The 26,761-nt window shown below is 73.1% G+C and carries 22 protein-coding genes; 17 read left to right on the top strand and 5 right to left on the bottom strand.

Annotated features, from left to right (window positions below; all coding sequences use genetic code 11):
- Positions 1-50 precede the first annotated feature (50 nt).
- Complete coding sequence (locus ACPOLB_RS10455) at positions 51-1,076, bottom strand: hypothetical protein (RefSeq protein ID WP_425261296.1); 1,026 nt, start codon at positions 1,074-1,076, stop codon at positions 51-53.
- Positions 1,077-1,153: 77 nt separating this feature from the next.
- Positions 1,154-1,987 (bottom strand): SDR family NAD(P)-dependent oxidoreductase, encoded by an 834-nt coding sequence (locus tag ACPOLB_RS10450; protein ID WP_425261295.1) that lies wholly within the window; start codon positions 1,985-1,987, stop codon positions 1,154-1,156.
- A 154-nt stretch (positions 1,988-2,141) separates the two neighbouring features.
- Here ACPOLB_RS10450 and ACPOLB_RS10445 point away from each other — a divergent pair, with 154 nt between their 5' ends.
- From ACPOLB_RS10445 to ACPOLB_RS10380, 14 genes are all read left to right on the top strand, one after another.
- A complete protein-coding gene (locus tag ACPOLB_RS10445; RefSeq protein WP_425261294.1) occupies positions 2,142-2,375 on the top strand; it encodes a hypothetical protein in 234 nt (77 codons plus the stop codon).
- A 102-nt stretch (positions 2,376-2,477) separates the two neighbouring features.
- Positions 2,478-2,678: a thiazolylpeptide-type bacteriocin gene (locus ACPOLB_RS10440; protein WP_425261293.1), complete on the top strand. Its 201-nt coding sequence runs from the start codon at positions 2,478-2,480 to the stop codon at positions 2,676-2,678.
- 104 nt (positions 2,679-2,782) lie between these two features.
- The gene (locus ACPOLB_RS10435; RefSeq protein WP_425261292.1) at positions 2,783-3,559 is read left to right on the top strand and encodes an ABC transporter ATP-binding protein; all 777 of its coding nucleotides are present in this window, start codon (positions 2,783-2,785) and stop codon (positions 3,557-3,559) included.
- Complete coding sequence (locus tag ACPOLB_RS10430) at positions 3,559-4,311, top strand: ABC transporter permease (RefSeq protein WP_425261291.1); 753 nt, start codon at positions 3,559-3,561, stop codon at positions 4,309-4,311. Before ACPOLB_RS10435 ends, ACPOLB_RS10430 begins: the two co-directional genes overlap by 1 nt.
- A gap of 46 nt (positions 4,312-4,357) precedes the next feature.
- Complete coding sequence (locus ACPOLB_RS10425; RefSeq protein ID WP_425261290.1) at positions 4,358-8,269, top strand: lantibiotic dehydratase; 3,912 nt, start codon at positions 4,358-4,360, stop codon at positions 8,267-8,269.
- A complete protein-coding gene (locus ACPOLB_RS10420) occupies positions 8,266-10,140 on the top strand; it encodes a hypothetical protein (RefSeq protein ID WP_425261289.1) in 1,875 nt (624 codons plus the stop codon). The genes ACPOLB_RS10425 and ACPOLB_RS10420 overlap by 4 nt, the downstream gene beginning before the upstream one ends.
- Complete coding sequence (locus tag ACPOLB_RS10415) at positions 10,137-12,095, top strand: TOMM precursor leader peptide-binding protein (protein ID WP_425261288.1); 1,959 nt, start codon at positions 10,137-10,139, stop codon at positions 12,093-12,095. Before ACPOLB_RS10420 ends, ACPOLB_RS10415 begins: the two co-directional genes overlap by 4 nt.
- 28 nt (positions 12,096-12,123) lie before the next feature.
- The gene (locus ACPOLB_RS10410; protein ID WP_425261287.1) at positions 12,124-13,599 is read left to right on the top strand and encodes a hypothetical protein; all 1,476 of its coding nucleotides are present in this window, start codon (positions 12,124-12,126) and stop codon (positions 13,597-13,599) included.
- An 11-nt stretch (positions 13,600-13,610) separates the two neighbouring features.
- Positions 13,611-14,642, top strand: a complete 1,032-nt coding sequence (locus ACPOLB_RS10405) for a thiopeptide-type bacteriocin biosynthesis protein (RefSeq protein ID WP_425261286.1) — start codon at positions 13,611-13,613, stop codon at positions 14,640-14,642.
- Positions 14,639-15,802 carry an ABC transporter permease gene (locus ACPOLB_RS10400; RefSeq protein WP_425261285.1) on the top strand — a complete coding sequence of 388 codons (1,164 nt, stop codon included), beginning with the start codon at positions 14,639-14,641 and terminating at the stop codon, positions 15,800-15,802. The genes ACPOLB_RS10405 and ACPOLB_RS10400 overlap by 4 nt, the downstream gene beginning before the upstream one ends.
- Before the next feature lie 30 nt (positions 15,803-15,832).
- Positions 15,833-17,041 carry an ABC transporter permease gene (locus tag ACPOLB_RS10395; RefSeq protein ID WP_425261284.1) on the top strand — a complete coding sequence of 403 codons (1,209 nt, stop codon included), beginning with the start codon at positions 15,833-15,835 and terminating at the stop codon, positions 17,039-17,041.
- On the top strand, positions 17,038-18,138 hold the full coding sequence (locus tag ACPOLB_RS10390; RefSeq protein WP_425261283.1) for an efflux RND transporter periplasmic adaptor subunit: 1,101 nt from the start codon (positions 17,038-17,040) through the stop codon (positions 18,136-18,138). The genes ACPOLB_RS10395 and ACPOLB_RS10390 overlap by 4 nt, the downstream gene beginning before the upstream one ends.
- A 29-nt stretch (positions 18,139-18,167) precedes the next feature.
- Entirely contained in the window at positions 18,168-18,926 is a 759-nt protein-coding gene (locus tag ACPOLB_RS10385) for an ABC transporter ATP-binding protein (protein WP_425261282.1), read from the top strand.
- A gap of 216 nt (positions 18,927-19,142) precedes the next feature.
- Positions 19,143-20,942: a DUF885 domain-containing protein gene (locus ACPOLB_RS10380; protein WP_425261280.1), complete on the top strand. Its 1,800-nt coding sequence runs from the start codon at positions 19,143-19,145 to the stop codon at positions 20,940-20,942.
- Between the two features lie 38 nt (positions 20,943-20,980).
- Here ACPOLB_RS10380 and ACPOLB_RS10375 read toward each other — a convergent pair whose 3' ends face one another.
- A complete protein-coding gene (locus ACPOLB_RS10375; RefSeq protein ID WP_425261279.1) occupies positions 20,981-21,406 on the bottom strand; it encodes a DUF2141 domain-containing protein in 426 nt (141 codons plus the stop codon).
- 156 nt (positions 21,407-21,562) lie between these two features.
- On the opposite strand from ACPOLB_RS10375, the gene ACPOLB_RS10370 reads away from it, so the two are divergent.
- From ACPOLB_RS10370 to ACPOLB_RS10360, 3 genes are all read left to right on the top strand, one after another.
- On the top strand, positions 21,563-22,327 hold the full coding sequence (locus tag ACPOLB_RS10370; RefSeq protein ID WP_425261278.1) for an acyl-homoserine-lactone synthase: 765 nt from the start codon (positions 21,563-21,565) through the stop codon (positions 22,325-22,327).
- 11 nt (positions 22,328-22,338) lie between these two features.
- Entirely contained in the window at positions 22,339-22,620 is a 282-nt protein-coding gene (locus tag ACPOLB_RS10365; RefSeq protein WP_425261276.1) for a hypothetical protein, read from the top strand.
- A gap of 114 nt (positions 22,621-22,734) precedes the next feature.
- Positions 22,735-23,103 carry a DUF4902 domain-containing protein gene (locus tag ACPOLB_RS10360; protein ID WP_425261275.1) on the top strand — a complete coding sequence of 123 codons (369 nt, stop codon included), beginning with the start codon at positions 22,735-22,737 and terminating at the stop codon, positions 23,101-23,103.
- Between the two features lie 7 nt (positions 23,104-23,110).
- On the opposite strand, the gene ACPOLB_RS10355 is transcribed toward ACPOLB_RS10360, so the two are convergent.
- Together ACPOLB_RS10355 and acnA are read right to left on the bottom strand one after the other, a co-directional pair.
- Positions 23,111-23,824 carry an autoinducer binding domain-containing protein gene (locus ACPOLB_RS10355; protein WP_425261274.1) on the bottom strand — a complete coding sequence of 238 codons (714 nt, stop codon included), beginning with the start codon at positions 23,822-23,824 and terminating at the stop codon, positions 23,111-23,113.
- A gap of 187 nt (positions 23,825-24,011) precedes the next feature.
- Positions 24,012-26,741 (bottom strand): aconitate hydratase AcnA, encoded by a 2,730-nt coding sequence (gene acnA, locus ACPOLB_RS10350; protein ID WP_425261272.1) that lies wholly within the window; start codon positions 26,739-26,741, stop codon positions 24,012-24,014.
- Positions 26,742-26,761: the final 20 nt, after the last annotated feature.

The following is a 26,761-nucleotide window of genomic DNA, read 5'->3' as shown; positions in this document are numbered from 1 at the left end:
GTGAGCAGGCCGCAAGGCGGGGGAACCCGCCGGCTGTGCGGCCGGCGTCGTCAGAAGGGCAGCGCGATGCCGGCGGCGCCGGGCTGGTCGGGCAGCAGGTCCTCGGCTTCGAGGTCGCGCGCGTAGCCCTGCAGGGCCAGCGGCGCGAAGCGGCGCAGCCACTCCGCACGGGCCGCGGGCGCGCCCACGGCTGCGGCGTCCAGCCGCGTGTAGCCCATGTGGTTGTAGCGGGTGTCGGTGATGTGCAGCTCGCTGCGCAGCGGCAGCGGCAGCGGCACGGTGCTGGCGCCCAGCGTTGCCAGCGCGCTGTCCAGCGCCTCGGGCAGCTCGGGCACGGCGGTCAGGTGGCGGCGCCAGTCGGTCTCGGGGCGCAGCGCGGTGCAGTGGCGCACGCCGCGGGTGCTGCCCACGTCCAGCAGCAGCTCGCTGCCGGTCGCGGCCTCGCAGCGCTCGGCCTCGGGCCAGCGCGGCAGCACGCCCATGGCCTGCTGTGCCTGCAGCGAGCCGCCGGGAATGATGACGCCGCGGCGGTTGAAGTCCACCAGCAGCAGGCTGCGCAGTTCGCGGCCCGAGAACTGGCCCAGCGCCAGCGTCGCCAGGCTGACCTGCACCGTGCCGGGCGTGCGGTGGTCCACCGCCGCCAGCAGGATCCAGTCGCCGGCCGGCACCAGCAGCTGCCGCCGCACGCCGATGGCGCCCACGGTCACGACGCCGGGACCGACCAGCCGCGTGCCGACCGGCAGCGCGGTGCTGCCCGACGTGGCCGTGCCCTGCAGCCGGGCCACCGTGGCCGGGGCCGGCGTGTTGCCGGATGTGGTGGCGGGGGCGCCACCGGGTGCGCCGCCGGCCGCGGGCCGGTCCAGCGCCGCCTGCGCCATCGCCGCGAAGGCACCCTGCGGAAACGCCGCCAGGTAGGCGCGGTAGGCCGCGGGCGTGTCGTAGCGCTGGGCCGATCGCCACAGCTCCAGTTCGAAGTCGGTCGGGGCGGCGGGCTGGGCGCCTGCCGGCAGCGCGCAGAGCAGGGCGGCAAGCAGCAGCGCGGCGCTGCACGGCAAGAAGGCGCGGATCGTCGGCATGGCGCAACCTGGGCGTTGGGGCGACGCGGCCATTGTGCCGGCGTCTGTGCCGGCGTCTGTGCCGGCGCCGCGGCGCTTCAGCGGCTGTCGCGGAAGCTGCCCGAGCGCCGCTGCACGAGGCGCCGCGCCAGCGCCGGCGGCAGCAGCCGCGTCAGCGTCGCCACCGCGCGGTTCACGCGCCCGGGCACGCACACGGGCCGGCCGGCCTGCACCGCGGCCAGGCCTTCGGCCACCACGTCCTCGGCCGTCATCCACATCCACGCCGGCATCGCGTTCATCTTCGCGCGCGTGCCGGTCACGTCGTGGAACTCCGACCACGTGAAGCCCGGGCACAGCGCCGACACGAAGACGCCGCGTGCGCTGACCTCGGCGTGCAGCGACTCCGAGAACTTCACCAGGAAGGCCTTGGCCGCCGGGTACAGCGTGTGGCCTGCCACGCCCGGCACCAGCCCGGCCAGCGAGGCCACGTTGACGATGCGCCCGTAGCGGCGCTGCTGCATGCCCGGCAGCAGCAGGTGCGTCAGCTGCGCCACGCTGGTCACCAGCACCTGCAGGAAGTCGGCGTGCGTGGACCAGCGTGCGCTGAGGTAGCTGCCCGGCACGCCGTAGCCGGCGTTGTTGACGAGCACGTCCACCTGCAGCTGCGCGGCCTGCAGCTGCGCCACCAGCGCGTCGCATGCGAGCGGGTCGGCCAGGTCGGCCGGCAGCACGTGCACCGGCACGCCGTGCGTGCTGCGCAGCCGCGCAGCCAGCGCCTCCAGGCGGTCGGCGCGGCGGGCGGTCAGCACCAGCTGGTGGCCCTGCTGTGCCAGGGCCTCGGCGAAGGCCGCGCCGATGCCCGACGAGGCGCCGGTGACGAGCGCGGTGCGGCGGGCGGGGGCAGAGGCGGCGGGGGGTGCGGTGGCTGGCATCGCGGCCGACTCTAGCAGCGGCGCCGCGCGGCAACTGTCAAGGTTGACAGTCGGGCCGCTGCGGCGCTGCAGGCATTGACAGTAGCCCGCCAGGCCCGCGTTTTCGATCATGCATCCCATCGCAGCACACCACAGCGCTGCAGGAGAGATCGAGATGACCACCGCCCAACGCCACGTCAGCAGCCGCCGCAGCCACCGCCCCACCGGCACCCCCGCCACCGCCTGGTGGGCCGCCAGCGACGACGACATCGCCGCCGTGCAGGCCCTGCCCGTGGCTGCCGAGGCGCCGCGCCAGGCGCTGCCGGCGGGCCTGCTGGCGCAGCTGCCCGGCACCGCCGGCGCCTGGCTCGACGGCCTGCTCGCCGCCCACCTGCCGCAGCGCGGCTGAGCAACCGGATCGGCGGCTTCGCCGCCGACCCGCGCTGCCTTGCCATTCGGCAGCGCGGTTCACCCCGAAGGATGGTGCTTTCAGCCACAGACGAGGAATGCAATGACCAACCCCACCCAAACCAACGACGTGACCTTCGACGACATCGACGTCAGCGACGCCACGGTCGAAGGCCTGGAAGTCGTGACCGTCAAGGACGCCCTGGCCCTGCCGGAAACGGGCGCCTCCAGCGGCTCCAGCTCCTGCGGCAGCTGCTCGACCTGCGGCTCCAGCAGCTGCTGCGTGTCGCTCGAAGCCGCCTGACGCGGCGGCTGCCTGCGACCGGCTTGTCGCGCGGCAAGCCTGTCGCAACCTGGCGGCCCCGCATCGGCGGGGCCCCATTCCTTCCACCCCAGCGGAGTCACACCGTGAGCACCACCCCAGCACATCCGACCCCTTCCGCCACACCGGCCACGCCGGCCCTGGACGTGCGGGACCTGGTCAAGACCTACGGCAGCGTGCGCGCCCTGCGCGGCCTGTCGATCACCGTCGAACGCGGCACCACGGTGGCGCTGATCGGCCCCAACGGCGCCGGCAAGAGCAGCTTCGTCGAGATCCTGATGGGCCTGCGCCGCCCCGACAGCGGCAGCGTGCACGTGCTCGGCCACGACGTCGTGCGCGACCCGCGCGGCCACGTCGGCCGCATCGGCGTGCAGCTGCAGGAGACGCGGCTGTTCAAGCTGCTGACCGTGCGCGAGTACTTCCGCTTCTTCGCCCGCCTGTACGACAGCCGCGTCGACATCGACGCGCTCGCCGACGAGATGGCGCTCACGCCGGTGTACGAGCAGCGCGTGGGCAAGCTCAGCGGCGGCCAGAAGCAGCGCGTGGCGCTGGCGCTGGCGCTGATCAACGACCCCGAGCTGGTGATCCTGGACGAGCCCACGGTGGGCCTGGACCCGATCGTGCGGCGCGAGTTCTGGGAGCTCATCCGCCGCCTCGGCCAGCGCGGCAAGACCGTGCTCTTCACCACCCACTACATGGACGAGGCCCAGGCGCTGGCCGACGTGGTGCTGATGATCAGCAACGGCCGCCTGGTCGCTGCCGGCAGCGCGCAGCAGCTGATCGAACGCGCCCCGGCCGGCAGCCAGTCGCTCGACGACGCCTACGGCCACTTCGCCCGCACCGCAGCCATGGAGGTGGCGTGATGAACACCGCTCTGCAGGCCTACTTCGGCCTCGACTTCCGGCTCGCCTTCCGCGACCGCCTGGTGCTGGTCTTCACGCTCGGCCTGCCGGCGCTGATGTACGGCTTCTTCGGCATGATGTACGGCCACGCCACCTACGGCGAGCAGGCCGTCAGCTACTACGACGAATACACGCCCAGCTTCATCGGGCTGATCCTGCTGAACGTGGCGCTGATGAACGTCGGCCCGGTGCTCGTCATCTACAAGGAGATGGGCCTGTTCCGGCGCCTGCTGGTGACGCCGCTGGACATGTCCGCGGTGTGGCTGTCGGCGATCTCGCGGGCCTTCGTGATCTTCATGATCGGCTTCGTCGAGATGATGCTCGTGGGCTGGTACATGTTCCACCAGCTGCCCAGGACCTCGCTGCTGGAGCTGACCAGCGCCATCGTGGTGTGCGCCTTCGCGCTGTTCTCGATGGGCTTCCTGATCGGCGCCTTCTTCAAGACCGCCAACGCGGCCTTCAACGCCGGCACCTTCATCTTCCAGCCGATGCTGCTGCTGTCGGGCGCGAGCATCCCGCTCGACCAGCTGCCGGCCATCGTGCAGAAGCTCTCGCTGCTGGTGCCGATGACGCACGCGGTGGAGGTGCTGCGCCTGGGCTGGCGCGGCGAGTACTTCACGCCCGCCGGCCTGCAGCCCACGCTGGTGCTGCTGGCCCTGGGCCTGGTCTGCGCCCTGGTCGCCCGCCGCGCCTTCCGCTGGTCGGCCGCCTGAAGCACCGGCCGCCCGCACCGCACCACAAGCACCACGGAGGAACACGATGACCCCCATGCTCACGCTGAACGGCCGCCAGGGCCCGATGCTGCTGCACCCGCGCTACGTGATGCGGGTGGCCGGCGAGCCGGCACGGCTGCTGGACGCGCTGGACACCGGCGCCACCGCCGCGGCGCTGGCCGAGCAGCAGCGGCTGCGCACGGCGCTGGCCGGGCAGTCGGCGGCGCTGGTGGCCAAGCTCGAGCGTGTGGTGCAGGGCTGCGACGACCGCGACCTGGGCCGCGCGGCGCTGAACCTCAAGCGTGCCGTGCACAACCTGCGCCCGGCCAAGCCCGAGCAGGTGGCCGCGCTCAGCGGCCTGCTCGACGCGGCCACGCTGGCGGCGCTGGCGCAGTTCAACGCCGACACGCAGGCCCTGGCCGGCATGGACGCCCGCATCCGCCAGGCCTACGCCGAGGAGATGGACGCCACCGGCGCCCGCCTGCCCGCGCTGTGGGACGCCCCGCGGCTGCAGGACGCCATCAGCTACAGCAACCCCGAGCTGTACGCCGACTTCGAGGCCCTGGCCGGCCGCCGCGGCAAGACGCTGGCGCCGAAGGTGCGGCGCAAGCTCGAAGACACCTTCGTGCAGTACCTGGCGCGCTGCGCCAGCAAGACCAGCCCGCTGTCGACCTTCACCGTGCTGCACACCGGCCGCTGGGAGCCCCAAGCCGCCGGCAGCGGCGGCCTGGCCAGCTGGGCGCTGGACTACGGCGCGGCGCTGGACCGCCGCGTGTCGCTCAAGGGCGCGCTGATGCGCCAGATCCTGGCGCCGCTGCTGGGGAACTACGCCCTGTCGGCGAGCCTGTTCCCGCTGGTCATGAACCCCAGCGCCGTGTTCGAGAACGGCCGCGCGCGCTTTCGCACCGTGACCGCCGGCAACACCGGCAGCGGCAAGAGCTGGGGCACCGGCGACGCGGTGGCCGAGATCAACGTCAACGCCGTGGTCGCCTGCCTGCACCACGTCTACGCGCAGCGCAGCTTCGAGGCCATCCACGAGGCCGACCTCGTCACCGCCATGTGCAAGCTGGCGCCGAAGCTGAACCCCGACGCCGTGCGCGGGCTGCTGGCCAAGCTGTACGACCTGCGGCTGCTGCTGCCCGAGATCCCGCAGTGGGAGCAGATCGATCCGCTGGTCTGGACCGAGACGCTGCTGGCCGGCCTGCCCGGCGAGCCCGGCACCGCCAGCCGCGCCCATCTGCAGCGCATCCGGCAGGCGCTGCACGACTTCTGCAGTGCGGTGCCGGCGCAGCGCGCCGCGCTGGTGGGCACGGTGCGCGACGAGGTGCACGCGCTGCGCGCCGCGCTGCAGGCGCCCGAGCACGCGGCCGTGGCCCACCCCGCCTTCTTCGAGAACTGCTACCTGCACGAACTGCAGGGCCGGCTGAGCCCGCAGCTGCTGGAGCCCTTCGCCGACGACCTGGGCCTGCTGCTGGCGCTGTCGCCGCTGGTCAGCTTCACGCAGCAGGCGCGGTGCAACCTGGCCGACTTCTTCCTGGCGCAGTACGGCGCCGACGGCGTGTGCACCACGCCGCTGGACTTCATCAAGGCCTTCGACGGCGTCTACGCGCTCGGCAGCATGACGCACACGCCCGACCCCGCGCGGCGTGCGCCCGAGACCGCCGTCAGCCAGGCCTTCAGCCGCGCGCGTGCAGCCTTCAACGACCTCATCACGCCGCTGCTGCAGCAGCCGGACGACGTGCAGCTCGACGCCGGTGCGCTGCAGGCGCTGGTGGACATGCTGCCCGCGCCGGTGCGCCAGCGCGGCGGCTCGCAGAGCTACGTGGGCCAGATGGCCACGCGCGGCGGCCGGCCGCTGTTCGTGCTGAACCAGGTCTTCGGTGGCCGCGGCGCGCTGATGTCGCGCTTCATGGAGGTGCTCGACGCACCGGCGCTGCAGGAAGTGCGCGACTACCTCGTCAACAGCAGCGAAGGCGCGCTGTTCGCCGAGCTGCCGGGCGTGTTCGGCTTCAACGCCAACCAGCACCCGCGCATGGCCGACCACGAACTGGTGGTGCCGCCCTTCGCCGCCAACTGGGAAGAGACGCAGAAGTTCGAGATCGACAAGCTGCGCCTCGTGTACGACGCGCGCGAGCACATGGTGCGCTTCCGCACCGAGGACGGCCGCGACGTCGACGTCTGGTACCAGGGCTTCCTGATGCCGATGCTGCTGCCGCGCATCCAGCGTGTGCTGGCGCTGGCGTACACCGAGGGCATCAACAACTTCACCATCGGCCCGATGATGAAGCGCGGCCTGCTCGGCGGCGAGCGCGTCACCTACGTGCCGCGTGTCAGCCTGGGCGACGTGGTGCTGGCGCGCCGCACCTGGATCGTGCCGCCCGCGCTGCTGCCCGACGCCGAGCTGGCGTCGGAGGACTTCTTCATCGCGCTGCAGGCCTGGCGCGCGCAGATCGGCCTGCCGGCCGCAGTCTTCGTGCGTGCGATGCCGGTGCCCGAGGCCGGCGGCGACCCCGGCGCGGCGATGCAGTTCAAGTGGGACGAGATCGACTTCAAGGACCTCAAGCCCTTCCACGTGAAGTTCGCGAGCCCGCGCGGGGTGCGGCTGCTGCAGCGCATGCTCAAGCGCAACCGCTTCTCCATCGTCTGCACCGAAGTGCTGCCGGCGCTGGACGACCAGCACGTGGCCATCGAAGGCCGGCACCACGTGGCCGAGCTGCAGTTCGAGCTGAGCACCGTGCCGCAGCGCCTGGCCGCACCGCAGACGCAGGACAGCTGGCAGGCCGTGCGCATCGCCTACTTCGACGACGACCGCCGCGGCCTGCTGCTGGGCCCGGTGCAGGCGCTGCTGGACGAGCTGCGCAGCCGCCACGCGCTCGACCGCGTGATGCTGCTGCCGCACTGGAAGCACGGCCCCCACCTCGACCTGGTGGTGCACTGCAGCGACCGCGCGCTGCGCGAGCAGGTGCTGCCGCTGGTGCAGCAGCACGTGGGCAGCTGGCTGCAGCAGCACCCCAGCACCACGGTGCTGGACCCGGTGGCCTACGCCGCGCTGTCGCAGAAGCTGGCGCTGACCGAACTGGACCCCGACACCGGCGCCGGCACGCTGCTGCTGAACAACAGCATCACGCGCGCCACCTACGAGCGGCCGAAGACGCTGAAGCTGGCCGAGTTCGGCCGTGCCCGCGAGGACTTCCAGGTCGCCGCGCTGCCGCTGACGCTGGCGCTGCTGCGCGAGAAGGCCGCCGGGCAGGCATCGGCAGACCAGGGCGATGCCTTCACGCTCACGCTGCTGGCCATGCTGGCGATGACGGGCCAGACCTACGAGCTGGGCGGGCTGTCGCGCGGCTACGTGTCGTTCCGCTCGCACGCCGAGTACTTCTTCGCCGCCTACGACCAGGGTGCGCAGCTGCGCCGCCGCTTCGATGCGCTCGACCAGCGGCTGGCGGCGCAGGTCGACGCGGTGCTGCGCGCGGTGATCGCCGGCGACATCGACGCCGTGCCGCTGCCCGACGCGCACCGCAGCGTGCTGCGCCGGTGGCAGCCCGTGATCGCCGCCGCGGCCGAGGACAACCGCCGCATCGTGCGCCTGAACTACCAGGTGCTGCTGGCCGACGAGACCTTCGCGCGGCTGCAGGGCGAGGTCACGCGGGTCACGCCCACCGACTACCAGCAGCTGATGCTGTCGAAGGTGCCCAGCGAGATCGGCCGCGCGCTGGCGCAGCCGCAGGGCATGCGGGCGATGAACACGCCGCAGATCATGGCCTACCGCACCAGCGTCAACTTCTTCTACACGCTGCTGCCGCTGCTGGCGGTGTCGCCGATGCAGAAGTTCTGCCTGTGCCACCTGGTGGCCTCGGGCGTCGAACGCGTGCTGGGCGTGAGCTGGCGCGACATCACCGGCCTGCGTGCCGGTGGCGAGACCACCACCGACACCACCACCGCGGAGATCGGCGCATGAACACCCTGACCACCCCTGACGTCGGCACCGAGGCCGTGCCGCTGCTGCCGGCCGCCGACCCCGCCGCCACGCTGCGGCTGAAGAACCACGTGTACTTCCGCGACACGCCGCAGGGCGTGGCCTTCGACGCCGGCAGCCGCGCCTTCGTGCTGCAGGGCGCGGGCACCTGGCCGCTGGTGGCGCGCGTGCTGGGCCTGATGGACAAGGGCACCACGCTGGGCCAGCTGCAGCAGGCGCTGCCGACGCGGCTGCAGCCGCTGGTGCGGCGCCTGCTGGCGGCGCTGCACGGCCACGGGATGCTGATCGACGACCGGGACGACCGCGCACTGCTGCTGGAGGCCGACGCCCCCGCACCGCTGCGCGCCTTCGTGCAGCACCTGCAGGACCGCAGCACGCCGGCACAGTACCGGCCGCGGCTGGCCGCGTGGCGCCAGGCCACCGTGCTGCTGGCCGGCGACGGCCACGCGCTGCGCGCCGCCGCCCGTGCGCTGGCCGACGCGGGCGCCGGCACGCTGCGGCTGCGCGTGCAGGGCGGCGGGGTGCCCGCGGACATGCTGCAGCAGCACCTGGAAGGCACCGGCATGCACGGCCAGCGCACCGACGTGCAGGCCGCCGCCTGGACCGACGCAGACTTCGACGGCGCCGCGCTCGCGCTCTTCGCCAGCGACGCGGCCGATGCCGGTGCCGCCGCGCTGGCCTTCGACGCCGCCGCACGCCGCCACGCGGTGCCCGCGATCACCGCCGCCCGCTTCGGCGGCCATGCCTTCGTGGCACCGCAGGCCGAAGACGGTGTCGCCGGTCTGCACGAGCTGCTGCAGTGGCAGCCGGCCGACGACGGCACGGCCGCGGCCCACAGCCCGGCCAGCCTGGCCCTGCTGGGCGCGGTGGCGGCGCAGCAGGCGCTGGACTGGCACTTCGACCTCGACGTGGCGCGCCTGCGCCGCCAGGCCCACCACGTGTCGCCCTGGCTCGACATCACGCGGCACCCGCTGCTGGGCGCCGGCGGCACGGCGCTGCAGCTGCTGCCCCCCGGCGCTCACGCGGTGCAGGTGGAACTGCCGCCCGGCCGCACGCTGGCCAGCTACGAACAGCTGCGCCTGGACCTGAGCCCGTGGTTCGACCGCCTCACCGGCCCGCTGGTGGCTCCGCCTCCGGGGCAGGGCGCGCTGCCGCAGCTGCCGCTGTACCACGACGCCATCGCCGTGCGCGCGCCGCGCAGTGCGGCCGCGGGCCTGCACACGGTGGCAGGCTGGGGACTGAATGCCGAGCAGGCCGGCACGCGTGCGCTGGCCGCCGCCGTCACGCAGCTGGCGCGCGCGGCACTGCCGACTGAAGCCGCCGCACCGTGGGTCACGGCCTTCGGCGACGAGCGCTGGCGTGCGCTGGCGCTGGCCCACGCGGTGGCAGCGTCGCCGGCCTTCGTGCAGCAGCGCCACGCCGCGTGGCTGCAGCCGGCGCCCGCCGACGACGGCGTGCTGCACCTGCTGCGGCAGCTGCTGCGCCACTTCGACACGCGCACGCCGCGCTTCCTGCTGCACTGGCACCCGCAGCACCTGGCCTTCGTGGCGCAGGTGGTCCTGGGCGACACGCTGGCCGGCAGTGCCTGCGACACGCAACCGCGTGCCGCGCTCACCGAGGCCGTGGGCCAGGCCTGCAGCCTGCTGCAGGTGGGTGCGGACCGGGCCTCGCGCGGCACGGTCTGGGATCTGGCCGCCCCGCAGGCTGGCCAGTGGCAGCCGGCCCCGGCGCTCGACGCCACGGCCAGCGCCACCGTGCTGCCGCTGGTGCGTTGGCGCCGCGCCCACGAGCTGGCGCTGCCCCCAGGGGTGGTCTGCGGCCACGCCGTGCTGCTGTCGGGAGTGCAGGCATGAACGCCACCATCGCCACCACGCCCGTGCGCACCTGGCTGCTGGCGCACGACGGCAGCAGCGCCGCGCTGCAGGCGCTGGCGCAGCGGCAGCTCGGCGCCACGTCCGTGCAGTCGCTCGACGCCACGCCCGCCGCCGGCGACCACTGGCTCGTGCTGTGCGACGCCTGGCGCGTGCACGACGCGCTGGCGCTGCAGCAGCGCGCGCTGGACGCCGGAGCTGCCGTGCTCTTCGTGCTGCTGGAGCCCGGCAGCGCGCAGTTCGGCCCCTACGTCGACGGCACGGACCACGGCTGCCTGGGGTGCCAGAAACTCTGGCTCAGCCACAACCTGCAGCAGGGCGGCCACTGGTGCGAGGCCGCAGCCACGCCCGGCGCGCTGCGCACGGCGTCGCAGGCGCCGCTGGCCCCGGCCGCGCAGGCCGTGTTCACGCAGCTGCTGGCGCAGGCCCTGGCCGCACCACTGGCGCTGGCCGGCAGCACGCGCCGGCTGCAGTGGGAGCGCCTGTCCAGCAGCCACCACCGCTTCCTGCCGCACCCGCAGTGCACGCACGGCCACGCGCTGCCGGCCGACACCGCGGCGCGCGCCGCCATCGCCTGGCAGCCGCGGCCGCTGGCCCCCGGCGCCACGCGCGTGCCGAACCCGCAGCTCTCGCCGACGGCGCTGCGCCAGGCTTTCCTGGACCGCCGCAGCGGGCTGGTCAAGCACGTGTTCCAGGACCTGTCGTCCGAGCTGATGCCGATGGCGGCGGCCGAGATGGCCTTCACGCGCGGCCAGGGCACCGAGGTCGGTTACGGCCGCAACGAAGGCCGCGAGACCTCGGAGATGGTGGCGATGCTGGAGGTGCTGGAACGCTTCTGCGGCCACGAGCCGCGCCGCCACGCGCCCAGCGTGCGCGGCAGCTTCGAGGACGTGGCGCGCCGCCACCCCGGTGCGGTGGTGGACCCGCGCGACTTCGTGCTGCACGGTGCCGAGCAGATCGACGCGCCCGGCTACCGCTACGAGCCCTACAGCGAGGCGCTGGAGATGGACTGGTGCTGGGGCCACTCGATGCGCCACGACCGGCCGGTGCTGGTGCCGCAGCAGATGGTGTACTACCGCCTGCCCGACACGCGCCAGCGCCCGGTCAACCGCTTCGTCTACGACTCGTCCAGCGGCTGCGCGCTCGGCGGCTGCCTCGAAGAGGCCGTGCTCTACGGCCTGTTCGAGGTGCTGGAGCGCGACGCCTACCTCACCGCCTGGTACGGCCGCATCGCGCCGCGTGCCATCGCGCTGGATGCGGTGCAGGACCCGCGCGTGCAGGCGCTGCTGGCGCGCAGCCGCGCGCAGGGCCTGGAGGTGCACGCCTTCGACATGCGGCTCGACGTCGACCTGCCGCTGGTGTGGGCGCTGATCGTCGACCCGCGCGACGACGCGCCGGTGAAGAGCTACTGCGCTTCGGCCGGGCACTTCCGCTGGGAGCAGGCGCTGTTCAGCGCGCTGGTGGAAGTGACGACCTCGATCGGCGTCTACCAGCGCTCGCTGCCGCCGCAGCGCAAGCGCGCGCTGCAGCTGGCCGCCGACCCGCACGCGGTGCAGAAGATGAGCGACCACGTGCTGCTGTACAGCCTGCCGCAGACCTGGCCGCGGCTGCAGTTCCTGTTCGACGGCCAGCCGCCGGTGCTGCCCGACGCGGCGGCGGCCAGCACGCCGACCGACCTGCGCGCGGAACTGCAGCGCCGCGCCGCGCAGGCGCTGGGTGTGGCCCGTGACCTGATCGTCGTGAACCAGACCTACGCGCCGATGGAGGCGATGGGCCTGCACTGCGTGAAGGTGCTGGCGCCGGGGCTGACGCCGGTGACCTTCGGCCACCAGCACCGGCGTGTGTCGCTGGCGCGTGTGAACGCGGCGCGTGCGGCACGCGGGCTGGCGGCGATCACGGCGGCGCAGATCAATCCCGATCCGCACAACTTCCCCTGACCTGCGACCACCACCACCGGCCACCACCATGCACGCCGCCACCGCCCCGCTGTCGCTGCACCAAGCCTGGAGCCTGGGCACCTACCGCCGGCTCGACCAGCTGCAGGTGCCCGCCTTCGGCCCCGACAAGGCCGCGGCGATGGCGCAGGCGCCGCGTGTGGTGGTGCAGCAGGCGCTGCACGCGCTGCCCTGGCAGCTGCCGCGCGAGCTGCTGGCGTTGGGTGAGTTCATCGCCGGCGGGGCGTCTGCACCGGCGGCAGGGCTCGACACCGCCACCGGCCTGGCCGTGCTGCTGCGCCACCTGGCCGCGCCCATCAGCTACCAGCCGCTGAACCCCTACCCGGTGCACCGCGCCGTGCCGTCGCCGCGCTGCGCCTGGCCGTGCAGCGTGCTGGTGCTGCAACGCGTGCAGCAGGGTGTGCAGGTGTGGCGCTACGCGCAGGACCACCACGCGCTGGCCGACGTCGGCCTGCTGCGGGGCGCCGACGCACTGCTGGGCACGCACACGCTGGCGCTGCTGGGCGTGGCGCGGTTCTGGTCGCTGGCAGAACGCTACGGCGACTTCGCGCCTTTCAACACCTTGCTCGAGGCCGGCATGGCGCAGTCGCAGGCGCAGCTGCTGGCGCGCGCGCTGGGCTGGGCGGCCGAACCGCTGGAACACGACCCCGCCGCGCTGCGCGCTGCCGCGCCGCTGCTGCAGCCGCTGGAAGCGGTGGGCTGCGCGCTGCGCTGCACGCCGCCGGCCGGCCCGCTGGTGCTGCCGCAGGCCGCGCTGCCCACCGCGGTGGCCGACCACCGGCCCGCGGCCGACCTGCTGCAGCGCTTCACGCAGCTGGGCGCGCTGGCGGCACAGGGCGCAGCCGTCGGCCCGGCCGTGCCGCTGGAGCCGCCCGCGGCGCAGGCGCCGGCCGTGCCCGCGCAGCCAGCGCATCGCCAGGGCCTGCTGGCGCTGATGCGCGCGCGCCGCTCGGGCAACGACCGCCCCGGCCTCGCGCCGCGGCTGGCGCCGCTGCTGGCCGACGCCTGCGCGCAGCTGCTGGCGCTGTGGCGCGGCATCGCGGCGCAGCGTCACGCGCTGCCGGGCGAGGCGTCGCTGCAGCCGCTGCTGCTGTGGCTGCACGACCGCCCCGCGCTGCTGGACCAACACGGCCGCGTGCAGCCCGTGCCTGCCGGCCCTTCGCTGGCGCAGCGCCTGCAGGACGCCATGCCCAGCCCGCGCGTGCGCCACACTGCGGCGGCCATGACCTGCCACGCGCTGTGGTGCGTGGACCTCGCCGACGCCGAGGCCCGCCACGAGGCCGCCGCGCTGCGCCGCCTGCACCTGGCCGCCGGCGCGCAGGCGCAGGACTTCAGCCTGGCCGCCACCGCACTGGGCCTGTTCGCGCGCCCGCTGCGCATGCTGCGCGAGCAGCGCCTGGAAGCCGATCTCGCGCTGCCCGGCCCCATCGCCTACCAGGTGATGTGCGGCCAGGACCGCAGCACCGACACCCGCTGGGAACTGTGAAGGAGGCCCCCGTGACGAGCACCCCCCACGACGACGGCAGCGACTGGTTCGCGATGCACGTCTTCCTGTCGGACGCGCAGCGCGCCGACGCCTTCCTGCTCGACTGGCTGGCGCCGCAGGTGCAGACCCTGCTGGCCGCCCGCCAGGCGCGCAGCTGGTTCTTCGTGCGCTACTGGGACGGCGGCCCGCACCTGCGCGTGCGGCTGCAGGGCCTGGGGGCCGCCGCCCGCTCGGCGCTGCTGGCCAACACGCACGCCGCGGTGCCGGCCTACATGAACCCGCAGCCGCCCAGCCGCGACAGCTACTACGCGCACCACGGCTTCGACGGTCGCCCGCTGGACCCGGCCACGCTGGCCTGGCACGCCGAAGGCAGCGTGCTGGTGCTGCCCTACGAACCCGAGTGGGTGCGCTACGGCGGCGTGCCGGCGATGGCGGTGAACGAACGCCTGTTCGACCTGAGCAGCACGCTGGCCGTGCCGCTGCTGCACGCCAGCCGCGGCGACCCCATGCGCCGGCTGGCCCAGGCCGCCAGCGTGATGCCGATGTTCGCGCTGGGCTGGCAGCCCGACGTGCACAAGGTGGCCAGCTTCTTCGAGACCTACGCCGCCTTCTGGGAAGCGTATTCGCCGCAGACACGCGCTTTCGCGCAGCAGCTGGCGCAGGTGCCGGCGGCGGTGAGCAGCGCGCAGTGCGAGGCGCTGGCGCGCCAGGTGCAGGCCGCGGCCGGGGGCAGCGACGCCGGCCAGCGCTCGCCGCAGGCGCTGCTGCGCGCCGGCGTGGCGGCGGCCATCGCGCAGTGGGCCGAGCTGCACGCCACCGGCCGCCTGGTGCTGCCCTTCAATGGCCAGCCGGCGCAGGGCCCCGGCGCCTGGGGCGCCTGCGTGCAGAGCATGTTGTCGTCGCAGCTGCACATGCTGAACAACCGCCTGGGCCTGGTGCCGGCGCAGGAAGTGGTGCTGGCGCGCGGCATCGCGCGCACCGCCCGCGCGCTGCTGCGCGAGGCCGTGTCCGCCAACGAACAAGCCGACGAGGTGCTGTCATGAAGGAACTGCTGATCGTGCTGGAGCAGCTGCGCCACCAGCGCCTGCGCACCTGGCTGCTGCTGGGCAGCGTCACCATCACCTTCGCGGCCTACGCGATCCTGGGCTCGCTGCGCTACTCGCTCGACAGCGGCGACGAGTCCATCTCCAACAGCCGGCTCATCATCACGCACCAGTCGGGCGTGATGGAGCAGCTGCCGCTGGGCCACCTGGCACAACTGCAGGCGCTGCCCGGCGTGGCCGCGGTGGGCCATGCCACCTGGCTGGGTGCCTACTACCAGGACCAGCGCCAGATGCAGATGGTGTTCGCGGTGCAGCCGCAGGCCTGGATCGCGCAGCACCCCGACATGGTGGTCGAGCCCGCCGCCGCCGAGGCCTTCTACGCGCAGAAGGACGGCATGCTGGTGGCGCGCCCGCTGGCCGAGCGCTACGGCTGGAAGGTGGGCGACGTGGTGCCGCTGGGCAGCATCCTGTTCGCGCCGCCGGGGCGCGAGAAGGCCTGGCGCTTCCGCGTCTCGGGCTTCTTCACCACCGCCGACAGCGGCGGCGCGCGCAACTACATCATCACGCACTACGACTACCTGAACGACGCGCGTGACCTGTGGCGCAACACGGTGGGCTCGTACATGGTGACGGCGCTGCCGGGGCACGCCATCGGCGACGTGGCGAACACGATCGACGCGCACTTCGCCACCAGCGCCAACCCCACCAGCAGCGCCACCGACCAGGCCTTCCACGCCGAGTTCTTCGCGCAGTTCGGCAACGTCACCTTCATGATCCAGGCCGTGGTGGCCGCCGCCTTCACCTCGCTGATGCTGGTGGTGGGCAGCACGCTGGCGCTGGCGGTGCGCCAGGCCAGCCGCGACATCGGTGTGCTGAAGGTGTTGGGCTGGGGCCACGCCCGCGTGCTGCGCCTGGTGTACTGGCAGTCGGGTGCGCTGGTGATCGTCGGCGCCGCCGCCGGCCTGGGCCTGGGCGCCGCGTTCAACGCGCTGGTCACGCGCAAGCTCTCGCACTTCATGCCCGACATCGTGCTGCCGCTGCCCGTGCTGGGCGAGGCCGCGGCCATCGCCATCGGCGTCTCGCTGGTGGCGGCGCTGGTGCCGGCGCTGCTGGCGCTGCGCGTGCGGCCGCTGCAGGCGCTGGCGATCGACCAGGCCTGACCCCACCCCCCACTTCGAGGAGAGACGACGATGCAAACCGCTTCCGTCTGGCGCCAGATGCCGGCGCTGCTGCAGGTGTCGATGGCCAGCCTGTGGCGCAGCAAGTGGGCCAGCAGCACGGTGGTCGCCTGCGTGATGCTGGTGGTGCTGGTGCTGCTGGGCTTCCTGGCCATGGCCGAGGGCTACCAGCGCAGCATGCGCAACCTGGGCGAGACCGACGTGGCCGTGCTGCTGGCCGAGGAGGCCAACTCCGAGGCCTCGAGCCGGCTCACTCGCGAGCAGGTCGCGCTGCTGGCCGGCGCGCCGGGCATCGCACAGCAGGGCGGCGTGCCGCAGCTGTCGGCCGAGTTCAGCATGACCGTGGGCGTGGCCAAGGCCCTGGCAGCTGCTGGCAGCGTGACCCAGCGCCACAACGTCACGCTGCGCGGCATGGACACGCCGGGGCTGGCGCTGCGCCCGGGGCTCACGCTGGTGCAGGGCCGCCTGTTCGAGCGCGGCCGCAACGAGGTGATCATCGGCCGCCGCCTCGCCGCCGAAGGCCCCGAGCTGCAGCTCGGCCGCACGGTGCGCCTGGCCGGGCGCGACTGGCTGGTGGTGGGCGTGTACGCGCTCGACGGCGCGCTGTTCGAGAGCGAGGCCTGGGCCGACATCGGCGCGGTGCAGGCGGCCTACGGGCGCCAGAACCAGTTCCAGTCGGTGCGCGCGAAGCTGGCCGGCCCCGACACGCAGGCGGCGCTGGACGCGCTGACGCTGCACGTGGCGCAGGACAGCCGCATCAAGACCAGCGTGCAGACCGAGCGTGCCTTCTTCCAGCAGCAGGCTGCCGGCACGCACAACCTGCTGGTCTACCTGGGCTGGCCGCTGGCAGCGGTGCTGGCCGTGGGCACGGTGGCCGGCACCTTCAACACGCTGTCGATCACGGTGCAGGCGCGCCGCCGCAGCCTGCGTGTGCTGAACCTGCTGGGCTTCAGCGCACGGGCCGTCTCGGCCTGCGTGCTGCTGGAAGCGCTGCTGCTGTCGCTGCTGGGCGCGCTGCTCGGCGTGGCCATCGGCTGGCTCGCCTTCAACGGCGTGCAGGGCGTGACGGTCGGCAGCGGCTTCACGAGCATCCATTTCGACTGGCAGCTGGACGCCACCGCGCTGGTGCAGGCGTTGCTGGCGGCCGTGCTGGTGGGCGCGCTGGGCGGGCTGGTGCCGGCCTGGCGCACGTTGAACACACGTCAAGGAGCCGCGCTGTGACCACGACGACGACACTCTCCGCCGGCGACGCCGCCGCCGAACGCCGCAGCCAGATGCTGCGCAGCCTGCGCCTGCCGCGCGGTGGCGAAACCGCCGCGCCGGCTGCTGCCGCTGCTGCCGCTGCACCTGTCGCTGCACTGCGCCCCGCCCGCCGCCTGCCGGCCTGGGCCACCGTGCTGCTGGTGGCGCAGGCCGCGGCACTGGCCGGGCTGTGGGCGGCGCGCGGCGGCGTGCCCGGCCTGCCGCTGGTGGGCGATGCGCAGGCCAAGGCCGCGCCCGCGGCAGCCGCGGCGCCGCAGCCGCTGCAGCCCGCGGTGGCGGCGCCGGTGGCCAAGCTCGAGGCCTCGGGCTTCATCACCGCCACGCGCATGGCCACGGTGTCGGCGCGCACGATGGGCCAGGTCAGCGAGATGCTGGTCGACGAAGGCTCGCGCGTGCGCCGCGGCCAGGTGCTGGCGCGCATCGGCGACGAGCAGTCGCAGACGCAGCTGCGGCTGGCGCAGGCCCAGCACACCGCGGCGCTGGCGCGCCAGCAGAGCGCCGAGGCGCAGCTGCGCGAGGCCCAGCGCGAGCGCGAGCGCGAGCAGACGCTGCGCGACCAGAATTTCACCAGCGAGGCGCGGCTGAGCAAGGCGCAGACGGCGCTGGAGACCGCCACCGCCAACCTCGCCACGGCGCGCGCCGACGTCGACCTGGCGCGGCTGCAGGTGGTGCGCCAGGAGCAGGTGCTCGACGACTTCATCGTGCGCGCCCCGTTCGACGGCGTGGTGATGGCGCGCAACGCGCAGTTGGGCGAGATCGTCGCGCCGGGCGGCGCCGGCGGCGGCTACACGCGCACCGGCATCCTGACCATCGTCGACATGGGCTCGCTGGAGATCGTGGTCGACGTCAACGAGGACATGATCACGCGCGTGCAGCCGGGCCAGCCGGTGCAGGCCGAGCTGTACTCGCACAAGGGCTGGCGCATCGCCGGCGAGGTGCTGCGCGTGATGCCCAACGCCGACCGCGCCAAGTCCACCGTGCGCGCCCGCATCAAGCTGCTCACCGACGACCCGCGCATCCTGCCCGACATGGCCGTCAAGGTGCAGTTCCTCTGACCCTTCTCCACCCCCACCAGGAGCCCGACATGCAGACCATCACGACCCTGCCCAACGCCGCCCCGGCCCCGCTGTTCACGCTGCGCGGCGTCTGCAAGCGCTACCAGCGCGGCGACGAGACGGTGACCATCTTCGACCGCCTCGACATGGACATCGCCGAAGGCGCGTTCCTGGCGGTGATGGGCCCCTCGGGCTCGGGCAAGAGCACGCTGCTGAACCTGCTGGGCGGCATCGACCGCGTGGACGCCGGCGAGCTGCGCTTCCGCGGCGAGCGCATCGACGCCGCCAGCGAAGCCGCGCTGTCGCGCTGGCGCGCCGCCGAAGTGGGCTTCGTGTTCCAGCAGTACAACCTGCTGCCGATGCTGAGCGTGGCGCGCAACGTCGAGCTGCCGCTGATGCTGACGCGGCTGTCGGGCGCGCAGCGCCGCGAACGCGTGGCCACCGCGCTGGAACTGGTGGGCCTGGCGGCGCAGGCGCAGCGGCTGCCGTCGCAGCTCTCGGGCGGGCAGCAGCAGCGCGTGGCGATCGCGCGCGCCATCGTCGCCGACACCGGGCTGATCCTGTGCGACGAACCCACGGGCAACCTCGACCGGGCGGCGTCCGACGAGATCCTGCAGACGCTGCAGGTGCTGAACCAGGAATTCGGCAAGACCATCGTGATGGTCACGCACGATCCGCGCGCCGCCGCGGTGGCGGGGCGGCGCGTGGTGCTGGAGAAGGGGCGCTTCATCGCCGAGGGCGAGGCCCCGGTGCAGGCGCCTGCACCGGCGGTGGCGCTGGCGGCTTGAGAAGCTGTGAACAAACCCGCCACGCCCGCTCATCCCGCCCAACGCGCCTGGCTCGTTGTTGCAAATGCGCGCCGTAGCCCGAGCTACGGCTGTGCTTTGCGCCTAGATCCAGGCGCGCCGGGCAGTCTGCTCGGACGCGCCGGGTTCATTCACAGCTTCTGAGGCGCGGCCGGCGGCAGCGCAGAATCGCGCTCCCGCCGCCTCGTCCCTTGTCGCATGGCCCGCACGTCGATCTGGTCCTTCCTGCGTTCGTTCCTGTTGCACGGCCTGGCCGCGCTGCTGCCGCTGCTGGCCGCGGCCACGGCCACTGCGGCGCCGCCGAGCACGGCCGCCCGCCTGCACGCCTTCTTCGACGCCACGTGGGACGCCGACATGCGCCGCTTCCCCGAGTGGGCCACGATGGTCGGCGACCACCGCTTCGGCGACCGCCTGTTCGACGCCAGCCCCGAGCAGGAGGCGCGCAGCCAGGCCGAGACGCGCCGCCGCCTGCGCACCGCGCTGGCCTTCGACCGCCGGCACCTGTCGGCCACCGACCGCACCTCGCTCGACCTGTTCGTGCACGGGCTGCGCGAAGAGCTGGCCTTCGAGCCGCTGCGCGGCTACCAGCGGCTGAGCCTGGGCGCGCAGGGCGGCTTCCACACCGACTTCGCCGAGCTGCTGCAGGTGGTGCCGGTGCGCACGCCGCTGCAGGTGGAGCAACTGCTGCGGCGGCTGGCGGCCTACCCGCGGCGGGTGGACCAGGAACTGGCGCGGCTGCGCGAAGGCCAGTCGCTGGGCTGGGTGGCGCCGCAGCCGGTGCTGCAGCGGGTGCTGGCGAGCATCGACCACCAGCTGGCACAGCCGCTGGACGGCAGTCCGTTCATGGAGCCCTTCGGCCGGCTCGGCGAGGACATCCCGGCGGCCGAGCGCGACGCGCTGCGCGCGCGCGGCCTGGCGCTGGTGCAGCAGCAGGTGCTGCCCGCCCAGCGCCGGCTGCGCGACTTCATCGCCGGTCCCTACGCCGCGCAGGCCCCGGCGGCCGGCAACCTGGTGCACTACCCGGGCGGCGCCGCGGTGTACGCGGCGGTGGTGCGCAGCACCACCACCACCGACCTGACGCCCGACGCGGTGCATGCCATCGGCCTGCGCGAGGTGGCGCGCCTGCGCGGCGAGATCGCGCAGGTGATGCGCACGATGGGCTGGCAGGGCGACTTCGCCAGCTTCGCGCGCCACCTGAACACCGACCCGAAGTACTTCCACCCCAGCGGTGAAGCCCTGCTGGCGGCCTACCGCGACATCGGCAAGCGGCTCGACCCCGAACTGCCCAGGCTCTTCGAGGTGCTGCCGCGCGCGCCCTGGGGCGTGCGCGCCATGCCCGCGTTCATGGGCCCCGACGCCGCCGAGAGCTACGAAGCGCCGGCGCTCGACGGCAGCCGCGCCGGCTGGTTCAACGCCAACGCGCTGGGCTACAGGACCCGGCCCACCTGGAGCATGGAGACCCTGGTCGCGCACGAGGCCGTGCCCGGCCACCACCTGCAGAACGCGCGCGCGCTCGAGCTGGGCACGCTGCCGCGCTTCCGGCGCAGCAACTGGTACGTGGCCTACGGCGAGGGCTGGGCGCTGTACGCCGAGACGCTGGGGTCGCAGCTCGGCCTGTACAAGGACCCGGCCAGCCTGTTCGGCCACCTGCAGTGGCAGATGGTGCGCGCAGCCCGCCTGGTGGTCGACACCGGCCTGCACCACCTGGGCTGGAGCCGCGCGCAGGCCATCGACTACATGCTGGACAACAGCGGCGAGGACCGCGGCCTGATCGAGAGCGAGGTCGATCGCTACACCAGCTGGCCCGGCCAGGCGCTGGGCTACATGATCGGCCAGCTGAAGATCATCGAACTGCGCGACCGGGCGCGTGCCGCGCTCGGCGACCGCTTCGACATCCGCCGCTTCCACACCGTGGTGCTGGACCAGGGTGCGGTGCCGCTGACGGTGCTGGAGCAGCTGGTCGACCGCTGGATCGCCGCCGAGCGGACGCGGCGCTGACCGCGCCCGGGCCGGCGCTCCGGCGGCGCCTCGGCACCTCAGCGCCGCATCGTGCGCAGCTTCACCACGTGCTTCACCGGCCCCTGCACGTCCACCGCGGCGATGTTGAACAGCGGCACGCCGCCGGGGCCGTTGGCGTTGTTGCTGAAGCCGATGGCCTCGGTGCTGTTGCTGATGCTGCTCAGGCCCAGGCGGCCGTTGTTGTCCTCGTCGTGGAACACCGCGAAGGCGTAGCGCCCGTTCGGCAGGTCCTTGAACACGAAGCTGCTGCCCTGGGCCTTGGCCGGCACCGCCTGCGCCAGCTTGCAGCCGTTCGGGAAGCGCTCGCCAGGCGCGCACAGCATCGCGCGCAGCACGCCCTGGTCGCTGCGGGCGCCGACCACGGTGAACTCGGCGCTGGTCGCCGCGGCGGCGTGTCCGGTGAAGAGCGCCAGCAGGCATGCCGGCCAGAGTGTGCGGTTCATCGTCTGCTCCTGTTCCGGACCCCATGTCCGGCATGGCAGGCAGTCTAGGCAGCGGGGCTGCCGGTGTCATTGCAGACATTGACAGTTGAGGCTCGGGGGGCGTCCGACGACATTGCATCCCATCGACGACGCGACAACCCGGACGGAGGACCTGCAATGAACTTCCTGTGCGCCCAGGCTGGTGAACTGCCCCAACCGCTGGTGGACTCGCTGGCCCGCTACCGCTACCAGGTGTTCGTCGAGCGCCTGGGCTGGGAGCTGCCTGCGGCGCCGGGCTACGAACAGGACCAGTTCGACCACGCCGGCACGGTGCACATCGTGGCGCGCTCGCCGCAGGGCCAGATCGTCGGCTGCGGCCGGCTGCTGCCCACCACCGGCGCCTACCTGCTGGAGAGCGTCTTCCCGCAGCTCTTCAACGGCCTGCCGATCCCGCGCCATGAACAGGTGTGGGAGCTGTCGCGCTTCGCCGCGATGGACGTCGACGGCGGCCAGCCGCTGACCCGCGCCGACTACATGGCCGAACGCGTGCTGCTGCAGGCGCTGCGCTTCTGCCATGCCCGCGGCGTGACGCACCTGCTGGCGGTGTCGACGCCGCCGGTCGAGCGCCTGCTGCTGCGCGCCGGCGTCGAGTGCCAGCGCCTGGGGCCGCCGGACATCATCGGCGGGCAGCCGGTGCTGGCCTTCGTGATCCGCGTCAGCGACGTGTCGATCCGGGCGCTGGCCGCCTTCGAGACCGCCGCCGAAGGCCAGACCGCGCCGGTGCGCCCGCCGCGCTGCGACGGCGCGCAGGCGCTGCACAGCCTGGTGGCGATGGCGCACGCGCAGTGGATCGCGGCCGAGGCGCAGTCGCTGGTGGCCGGTGCCGTGGATGCGGCAGCCACGGCAGCCCCCGGGCTGCACGGCGGTGCCGCGCTGCACTGACGGAGGCGGCCGTGACGGTCACGGTGGAACTGCCGCTGGTGCTGCGCCGCTTCGCGCAGCAGGCGCGCGAGGTCACGGTGGAGGCCGAGGACGTCGACGGCGCGCTGCGCGCGCTGGTGCAGCGGCACCCGTCGCTGCAGCCGCACCTGTTCCTGGCCGACGGCCGGCGGCGGCAGATCGTGCAGGTCTTCGTGCACGGCGAGCCGCTGCCGCTGCCCGAGGGCGCGGTGCGCCCGTTGCACCCGGGCGCGCGGCTGCAGTTGGTGTCCACTTTCGCCGCGAGCTGGGCGTGACATCGCGGCGTCGCCCCCCCGACCGCGGTGCCGGCACGGCCGCCGGGATCATCACAATACGCACAGACCAGCGTGTGCCGGGCCGAACCGCGGCCGGGCGCCAAGGAAACGGGCATGTTTGACACCTACGTGCGGCTGCGCATCGACGAGCTGCAGCAGATGCTGCCGCAGCACCTGTACTCCGAGATCGAGCCCGGCGCGGCTGGCTCCGCCCTGGGCGGCTTCACCGAGTGGAGCGTGCCGGGCGCGCTGCCGGGCCAGGCGCTGTCGTTCGGCTGGGACTGGGCCTACGAACCCGCCACCGGCCAGCTGCTGGGGCAGTGGGCGACGCTGCGCACCAACCTGATGGTGGTGGACGACGGCGGCGCCGACATGGGCACGGACTGCACGCGGCTGTGCATCGCGCGTCTGCTGACCCATGTGCGCTGGGAACGCACCATCGCCGAGCACCTGCACCTCACGCTGCGCCTGCCGCCCGACTGAGGCGCGTTCACCACAGCAGCCCGAGCATCGCCGCGCGCACCGCGGCGCTGGTCTTGTTGCAGGCCCCGAGCTTGGCCACCACGCTGTTGACGTGGAAGTTCACGGTGCGCTCGGAGATGTTCAGGATCTCGGCGATCTCGGCCGAGGTCTTGCCCTCGGCGGTCCAGCGCAGCACGTCGATCTCGCGGTCGGACAGCTCCACCGGCAGCGGCTGGCTGGCGGCTTCGTTGCCGCTGGCCTTCATCGCCTCGTGGCTGGCGTGCACCAGCCACTGCATGCGCGGCTGCAGCTGTTCCAGCTCGCGCGGGTCGAGCGCGCCTTCGCTGCGCGCCAGCACCAGCAGGCTGTAGGTGCCTTCGGGGTCGCGGCGCGACTGTGCCCAGCCGTGGCGCAGGCCGTGGCTCTGCGCCTCCTGCCACAGGTGCGGCACCGCCGCGAAGAAGGCGTCGTTCCAGATCACCGGCGCCGACGAGCGCATGCCGTGCGCCACCGTGGGGTCGATCTCCATGTAACCCTGGTCGTTGTAGCGCTGCAGCCAGGCTGGCGGGTAGTTGCTGTGCATGCTGGTGCGCGGCCGCGTGATCGGCAGCGGGATGCGCATGCCGTGCGTGCAGTACTCGAAGCCCAGGGCCGCGGCGCGAGCGCTGATCTGCGCAAAACACTCCTCGGGTCGCGCGGCGGCGCTCAAGGGCTCCAGCATGTCGGTGTGCCAATCGGCCATGCGCGCGCTCCGGTGTCGTGGATGTCGTGCCCTGCAGACGTGTCTAACGTTCCAACAGAGGTCCCAACGGTGCGCGATGCTCCGGGCATCGGCAGGGCGCTGTCAAATCAGTTCTAACCCTGACCTGGTGCGGCGCCCGCACCCGCCCGACGCCAAGCAACCGGCGGGCCAGGTGGCGCTGGCGGCTTCAGGCCGCCAGCAACTGCCGCAGCACGAACGGCAGGATGCCGCCGTGGCGGTAGTAGTCGACCTCGATCGGCGTGTCGATGCGCAGCGTCACGGTCAGCGTGCGGCGGCTGCCGTCGGCGTTGGTGAGCACCAGCGTGGCGTCCGACAGCGGCCTCAGGTCGTCGGCCAGCACCACGTCCACCGTCTCGTCGCCACGCAGGCCCAGGCTCTGCCAGCTGTCGCTGCCGCGGAACTGCAGCGGCAGCACGCCCATGCCAATCAGGTTGCTGCGGTGGATGCGCTCGAAGCTGCGTGCCACCACCGCGCGGATGCCCAGCAGCGCCGTGCCCTTGGCCGCCCAGTCGCGCGAGCTGCCGGTGCCGTATTCCTCGCCCGCGAACACCACGGTGGGCACGCCGGCGGCCTGGTAGCGCATTGCGGCGTCGTAGATGGGCAGCTGCTCGCCGCTCGGCTGGTGGAGCGTGAAGCCGCCTTCCACGCGGGCGCCGTCGGCCCGCGGCGGCAGCATCAGGTTCTTGATGCGCACGTTGGCGAAGGTGCCGCGCATCATCACCTCGTGGTTGCCGCGGCGTGCGCCGTAGCTGTTGAAGTCGGCCTTCTGGACGTTCTGCGCCAGCAGGTAGCGGCCCGCGGGCGTGGTCTCGGCGAAGCTGCCGGCGGGGCTGATGTGGTCGGTGGTGATGCTGTCGCCGAACAGGCCCATGATGCGCGCGCCCTGCACGCCCGGCACCAGCGGCGGCGGCTGCATCGTGAAGCCGGCGAAGAAGGGCGGCTCGGCGATGTAGGTGCTCTTGGGCCAGGTGTAGACCGTGCTGCCGGCGCCCGCGGCCACGCCCGGGATCTTCTTCCACAGCGCGCCGGGCGCCGTCTTCACCTGGGCGTAGTTGGCGCGGAAGGCGCGGCCGTTCATCGCGTGGCGCATCAGCGCGTGGATCTCGTCGCTGCTCGGCCAGACGTCGCCCAGGTAGACCTCGCGGCCGCCGTGGCCGCGGCCCAGCGGCTCTGTCATCAGGTCGCGCTGCACGTTGCCGGCGATCGCGTAGGCCACCACCAGCGGCGGGCTGGCCAGGAAGTTGGCCTTCAGGTTCGGGTGGATGCGCGCCTCGAAGTTGCGGTTGCCCGACAGCACGGCCGCGGCCACGAGGTCATGGCCGGTGATGGCGGCGTTGATCTCGGGCGTCAGGTCGCCGGCGTTGCCGATGCAGGTGGTGCAGCCGTAGGCCGCGACGTGGAAGCCGAGCTGTTCCAGGTAGGGCAGCAGGCCGGCCTTCTGCAGGTACTCGGTGACGATGCGCGAGCCCGGCGCCAGGCTGGTCTTCACGTGCTTCTTCACCTTCAACCCGGCCTCGACCGCCTTCTTGGCCAGCAGGCCGGCGGCCAGCAGCACGCCCGGGTTGCTGGTGTTGGTGCAGCTGGTGATGGCGGCGATCAGCACGTCGCCGTTGCGCAGCGCCAGGCCGTCGCTGGTGGTGACGACCGCGCCCAGCCGCTCGGCCGGCTGGCCGAAGCCGTTGGCGGCCGGTCCGGCGCTGAAGAGCTCGCCGAAGCGGGCCTTCACCTGGCCGAGCTCGATGCGGTCCTGCGGCCGTTTCGGGCCCGCCAGGCTGGGCGTCACGGTGGACAGGTCGAGCCGGATCACCTGCGAGTAGTCGATGTCGGCCGCCCGTGGCACGCCGAACAGCTGCTGCGCGCGGAAATAGGCCTCGAAGGCCTCGATCTCGGCCTTGCTGCGGCCGGTGCCGCGGAAGTACTCGATGGTCTTCTCGTCGACCGGGAAGAAGCCCATCGTCGCGCCGTACTCGGGCGCCATGTTGGCGATGGTGGCGCGGTCGGGCAGCGCCAGCGTGCGCGTGCCTTCGCCGCAGAACTCGACGAACTTGCCCACCACCTTGTGGCTGCGCAGGATCTCGGTGACGGTGAGCACCAGGTCGGTGGCCGTCACGCCTTCGCGCAGGCGGCCGGTGAGCTCGAAGCCCACCACGTCGGGCGTCAGGAAGTACACCGGCTGGCCCAGCATGCCGGCCTCGGCCTCGATGCCGCCCACACCCCAGCCGACGACGCCGATGCCGTTGATCATGGTGGTGTGGCTGTCGGTGCCGACCAGCGTGTCGGGGTAGTGCACGGCCTCGGCACCGCGGCCGGCGCGGTGCACGCCGCGCGCCAGGTACTCCAGGTTCACCTGGTGCACGATGCCGAAGCCCGGCGGCACGACGCCGAACGTGTCGAAGGCGTCCATGCCCCACTTCATGAACTGGTAGCGCTCCTGGTTGCGCTGGAATTCCAGCCGCATGTTCAGGTCGAGCGACTTCTTCGTGCCGTAGTGGTCGATCATCACGCTGTGGTCCACCACCAGGTCCACCGGCACCAGCGGCTCGATGCGCTTCGGGTCGTGGCCGAGCTGCTGTGCCACGTTGCGCATCGCGGCCAGGTCGGCCAGCAGCGGCACGCCGGTGAAGTCCTGCAGCACCACGCGTGCCACGACGAACGGGATCTCGGCCGTGCGCTCGGCGTTGGGTTGCCACTGCGCCAGCTCTGCCACGTGCGCGGGCGTGACCTTCTTGCCGTCGCAGTTGCGCAGCACGCTTTCCAGCACGATGCGCAGGCTCACCGGCAGGCGCCGCACGCCCGGGTGCGTGCGTGCCAGCGCGGGCAGCGAGTAGAAGCGGCCCGGCTTGCCGCTGGCGGTGTGGAAGGTCTTCAGCGTCTGGGCGTAAGCGTGTGCGGCCATGGGGTCCTCCGGGATGGGAT

The sequence above is a fragment of the Rubrivivax soli genome, from assembly GCF_049810355.1.
In the GTDB taxonomy this organism is placed as follows: Bacteria; Pseudomonadota; Gammaproteobacteria; order Burkholderiales; family Burkholderiaceae_C; genus Rubrivivax.
The sequence above is the reverse complement of the archived record's forward strand: the minus strand, read 5'-3'. Positions and strand labels throughout refer to the sequence as shown.

Bases quoted from the DNA above. Each gene is read 5' to 3' on its own strand.
- ACPOLB_RS10420 (WP_425261289.1), top strand. From the start codon at position 8,266: ATGAACACCCTGACCACCCCTGACGTCGGCACCGAGGCCGTGCCGCTG.
- ACPOLB_RS10395 (WP_425261284.1), top strand. From the start codon at position 15,833: ATGCAAACCGCTTCCGTCTGGCGCCAGATGCCGGCGCTGCTGCAGGTG.
- acnA (WP_425261272.1), bottom strand. From the start codon at position 26,741: ATGGCCGCACACGCTTACGCCCAGACGCTGAAGACCTTCCACACCGCC.
- ACPOLB_RS10455 (WP_425261296.1), bottom strand. From the start codon at position 1,076: ATGCCGACGATCCGCGCCTTCTTGCCGTGCAGCGCCGCGCTGCTGCTT.
- ACPOLB_RS10415 (WP_425261288.1), top strand. From the start codon at position 10,137: ATGAACGCCACCATCGCCACCACGCCCGTGCGCACCTGGCTGCTGGCG.
- ACPOLB_RS10430 (WP_425261291.1), top strand. From the start codon at position 3,559: ATGAACACCGCTCTGCAGGCCTACTTCGGCCTCGACTTCCGGCTCGCC.
- ACPOLB_RS10375 (WP_425261279.1), bottom strand. From the start codon at position 21,406: ATGAACCGCACACTCTGGCCGGCATGCCTGCTGGCGCTCTTCACCGGA.
- ACPOLB_RS10385 (WP_425261282.1), top strand. From the start codon at position 18,168: ATGCAGACCATCACGACCCTGCCCAACGCCGCCCCGGCCCCGCTGTTC.
- ACPOLB_RS10445 (WP_425261294.1), top strand. From the start codon at position 2,142: ATGACCACCGCCCAACGCCACGTCAGCAGCCGCCGCAGCCACCGCCCC.
- ACPOLB_RS10370 (WP_425261278.1), top strand. From the start codon at position 21,563: ATGAACTTCCTGTGCGCCCAGGCTGGTGAACTGCCCCAACCGCTGGTG.
- ACPOLB_RS10360 (WP_425261275.1), top strand. From the start codon at position 22,735: ATGTTTGACACCTACGTGCGGCTGCGCATCGACGAGCTGCAGCAGATG.
- ACPOLB_RS10425 (WP_425261290.1), top strand. From the start codon at position 4,358: ATGACCCCCATGCTCACGCTGAACGGCCGCCAGGGCCCGATGCTGCTG.
- ACPOLB_RS10355 (WP_425261274.1), bottom strand. From the start codon at position 23,824: ATGGCCGATTGGCACACCGACATGCTGGAGCCCTTGAGCGCCGCCGCG.
- ACPOLB_RS10400 (WP_425261285.1), top strand. From the start codon at position 14,639: ATGAAGGAACTGCTGATCGTGCTGGAGCAGCTGCGCCACCAGCGCCTG.
- ACPOLB_RS10410 (WP_425261287.1), top strand. From the start codon at position 12,124: ATGCACGCCGCCACCGCCCCGCTGTCGCTGCACCAAGCCTGGAGCCTG.
- ACPOLB_RS10440 (WP_425261293.1), top strand. From the start codon at position 2,478: ATGACCAACCCCACCCAAACCAACGACGTGACCTTCGACGACATCGAC.
- ACPOLB_RS10450 (WP_425261295.1), bottom strand. From the start codon at position 1,987: ATGCCAGCCACCGCACCCCCCGCCGCCTCTGCCCCCGCCCGCCGCACC.
- ACPOLB_RS10380 (WP_425261280.1), top strand. From the start codon at position 19,143: ATGGCCCGCACGTCGATCTGGTCCTTCCTGCGTTCGTTCCTGTTGCAC.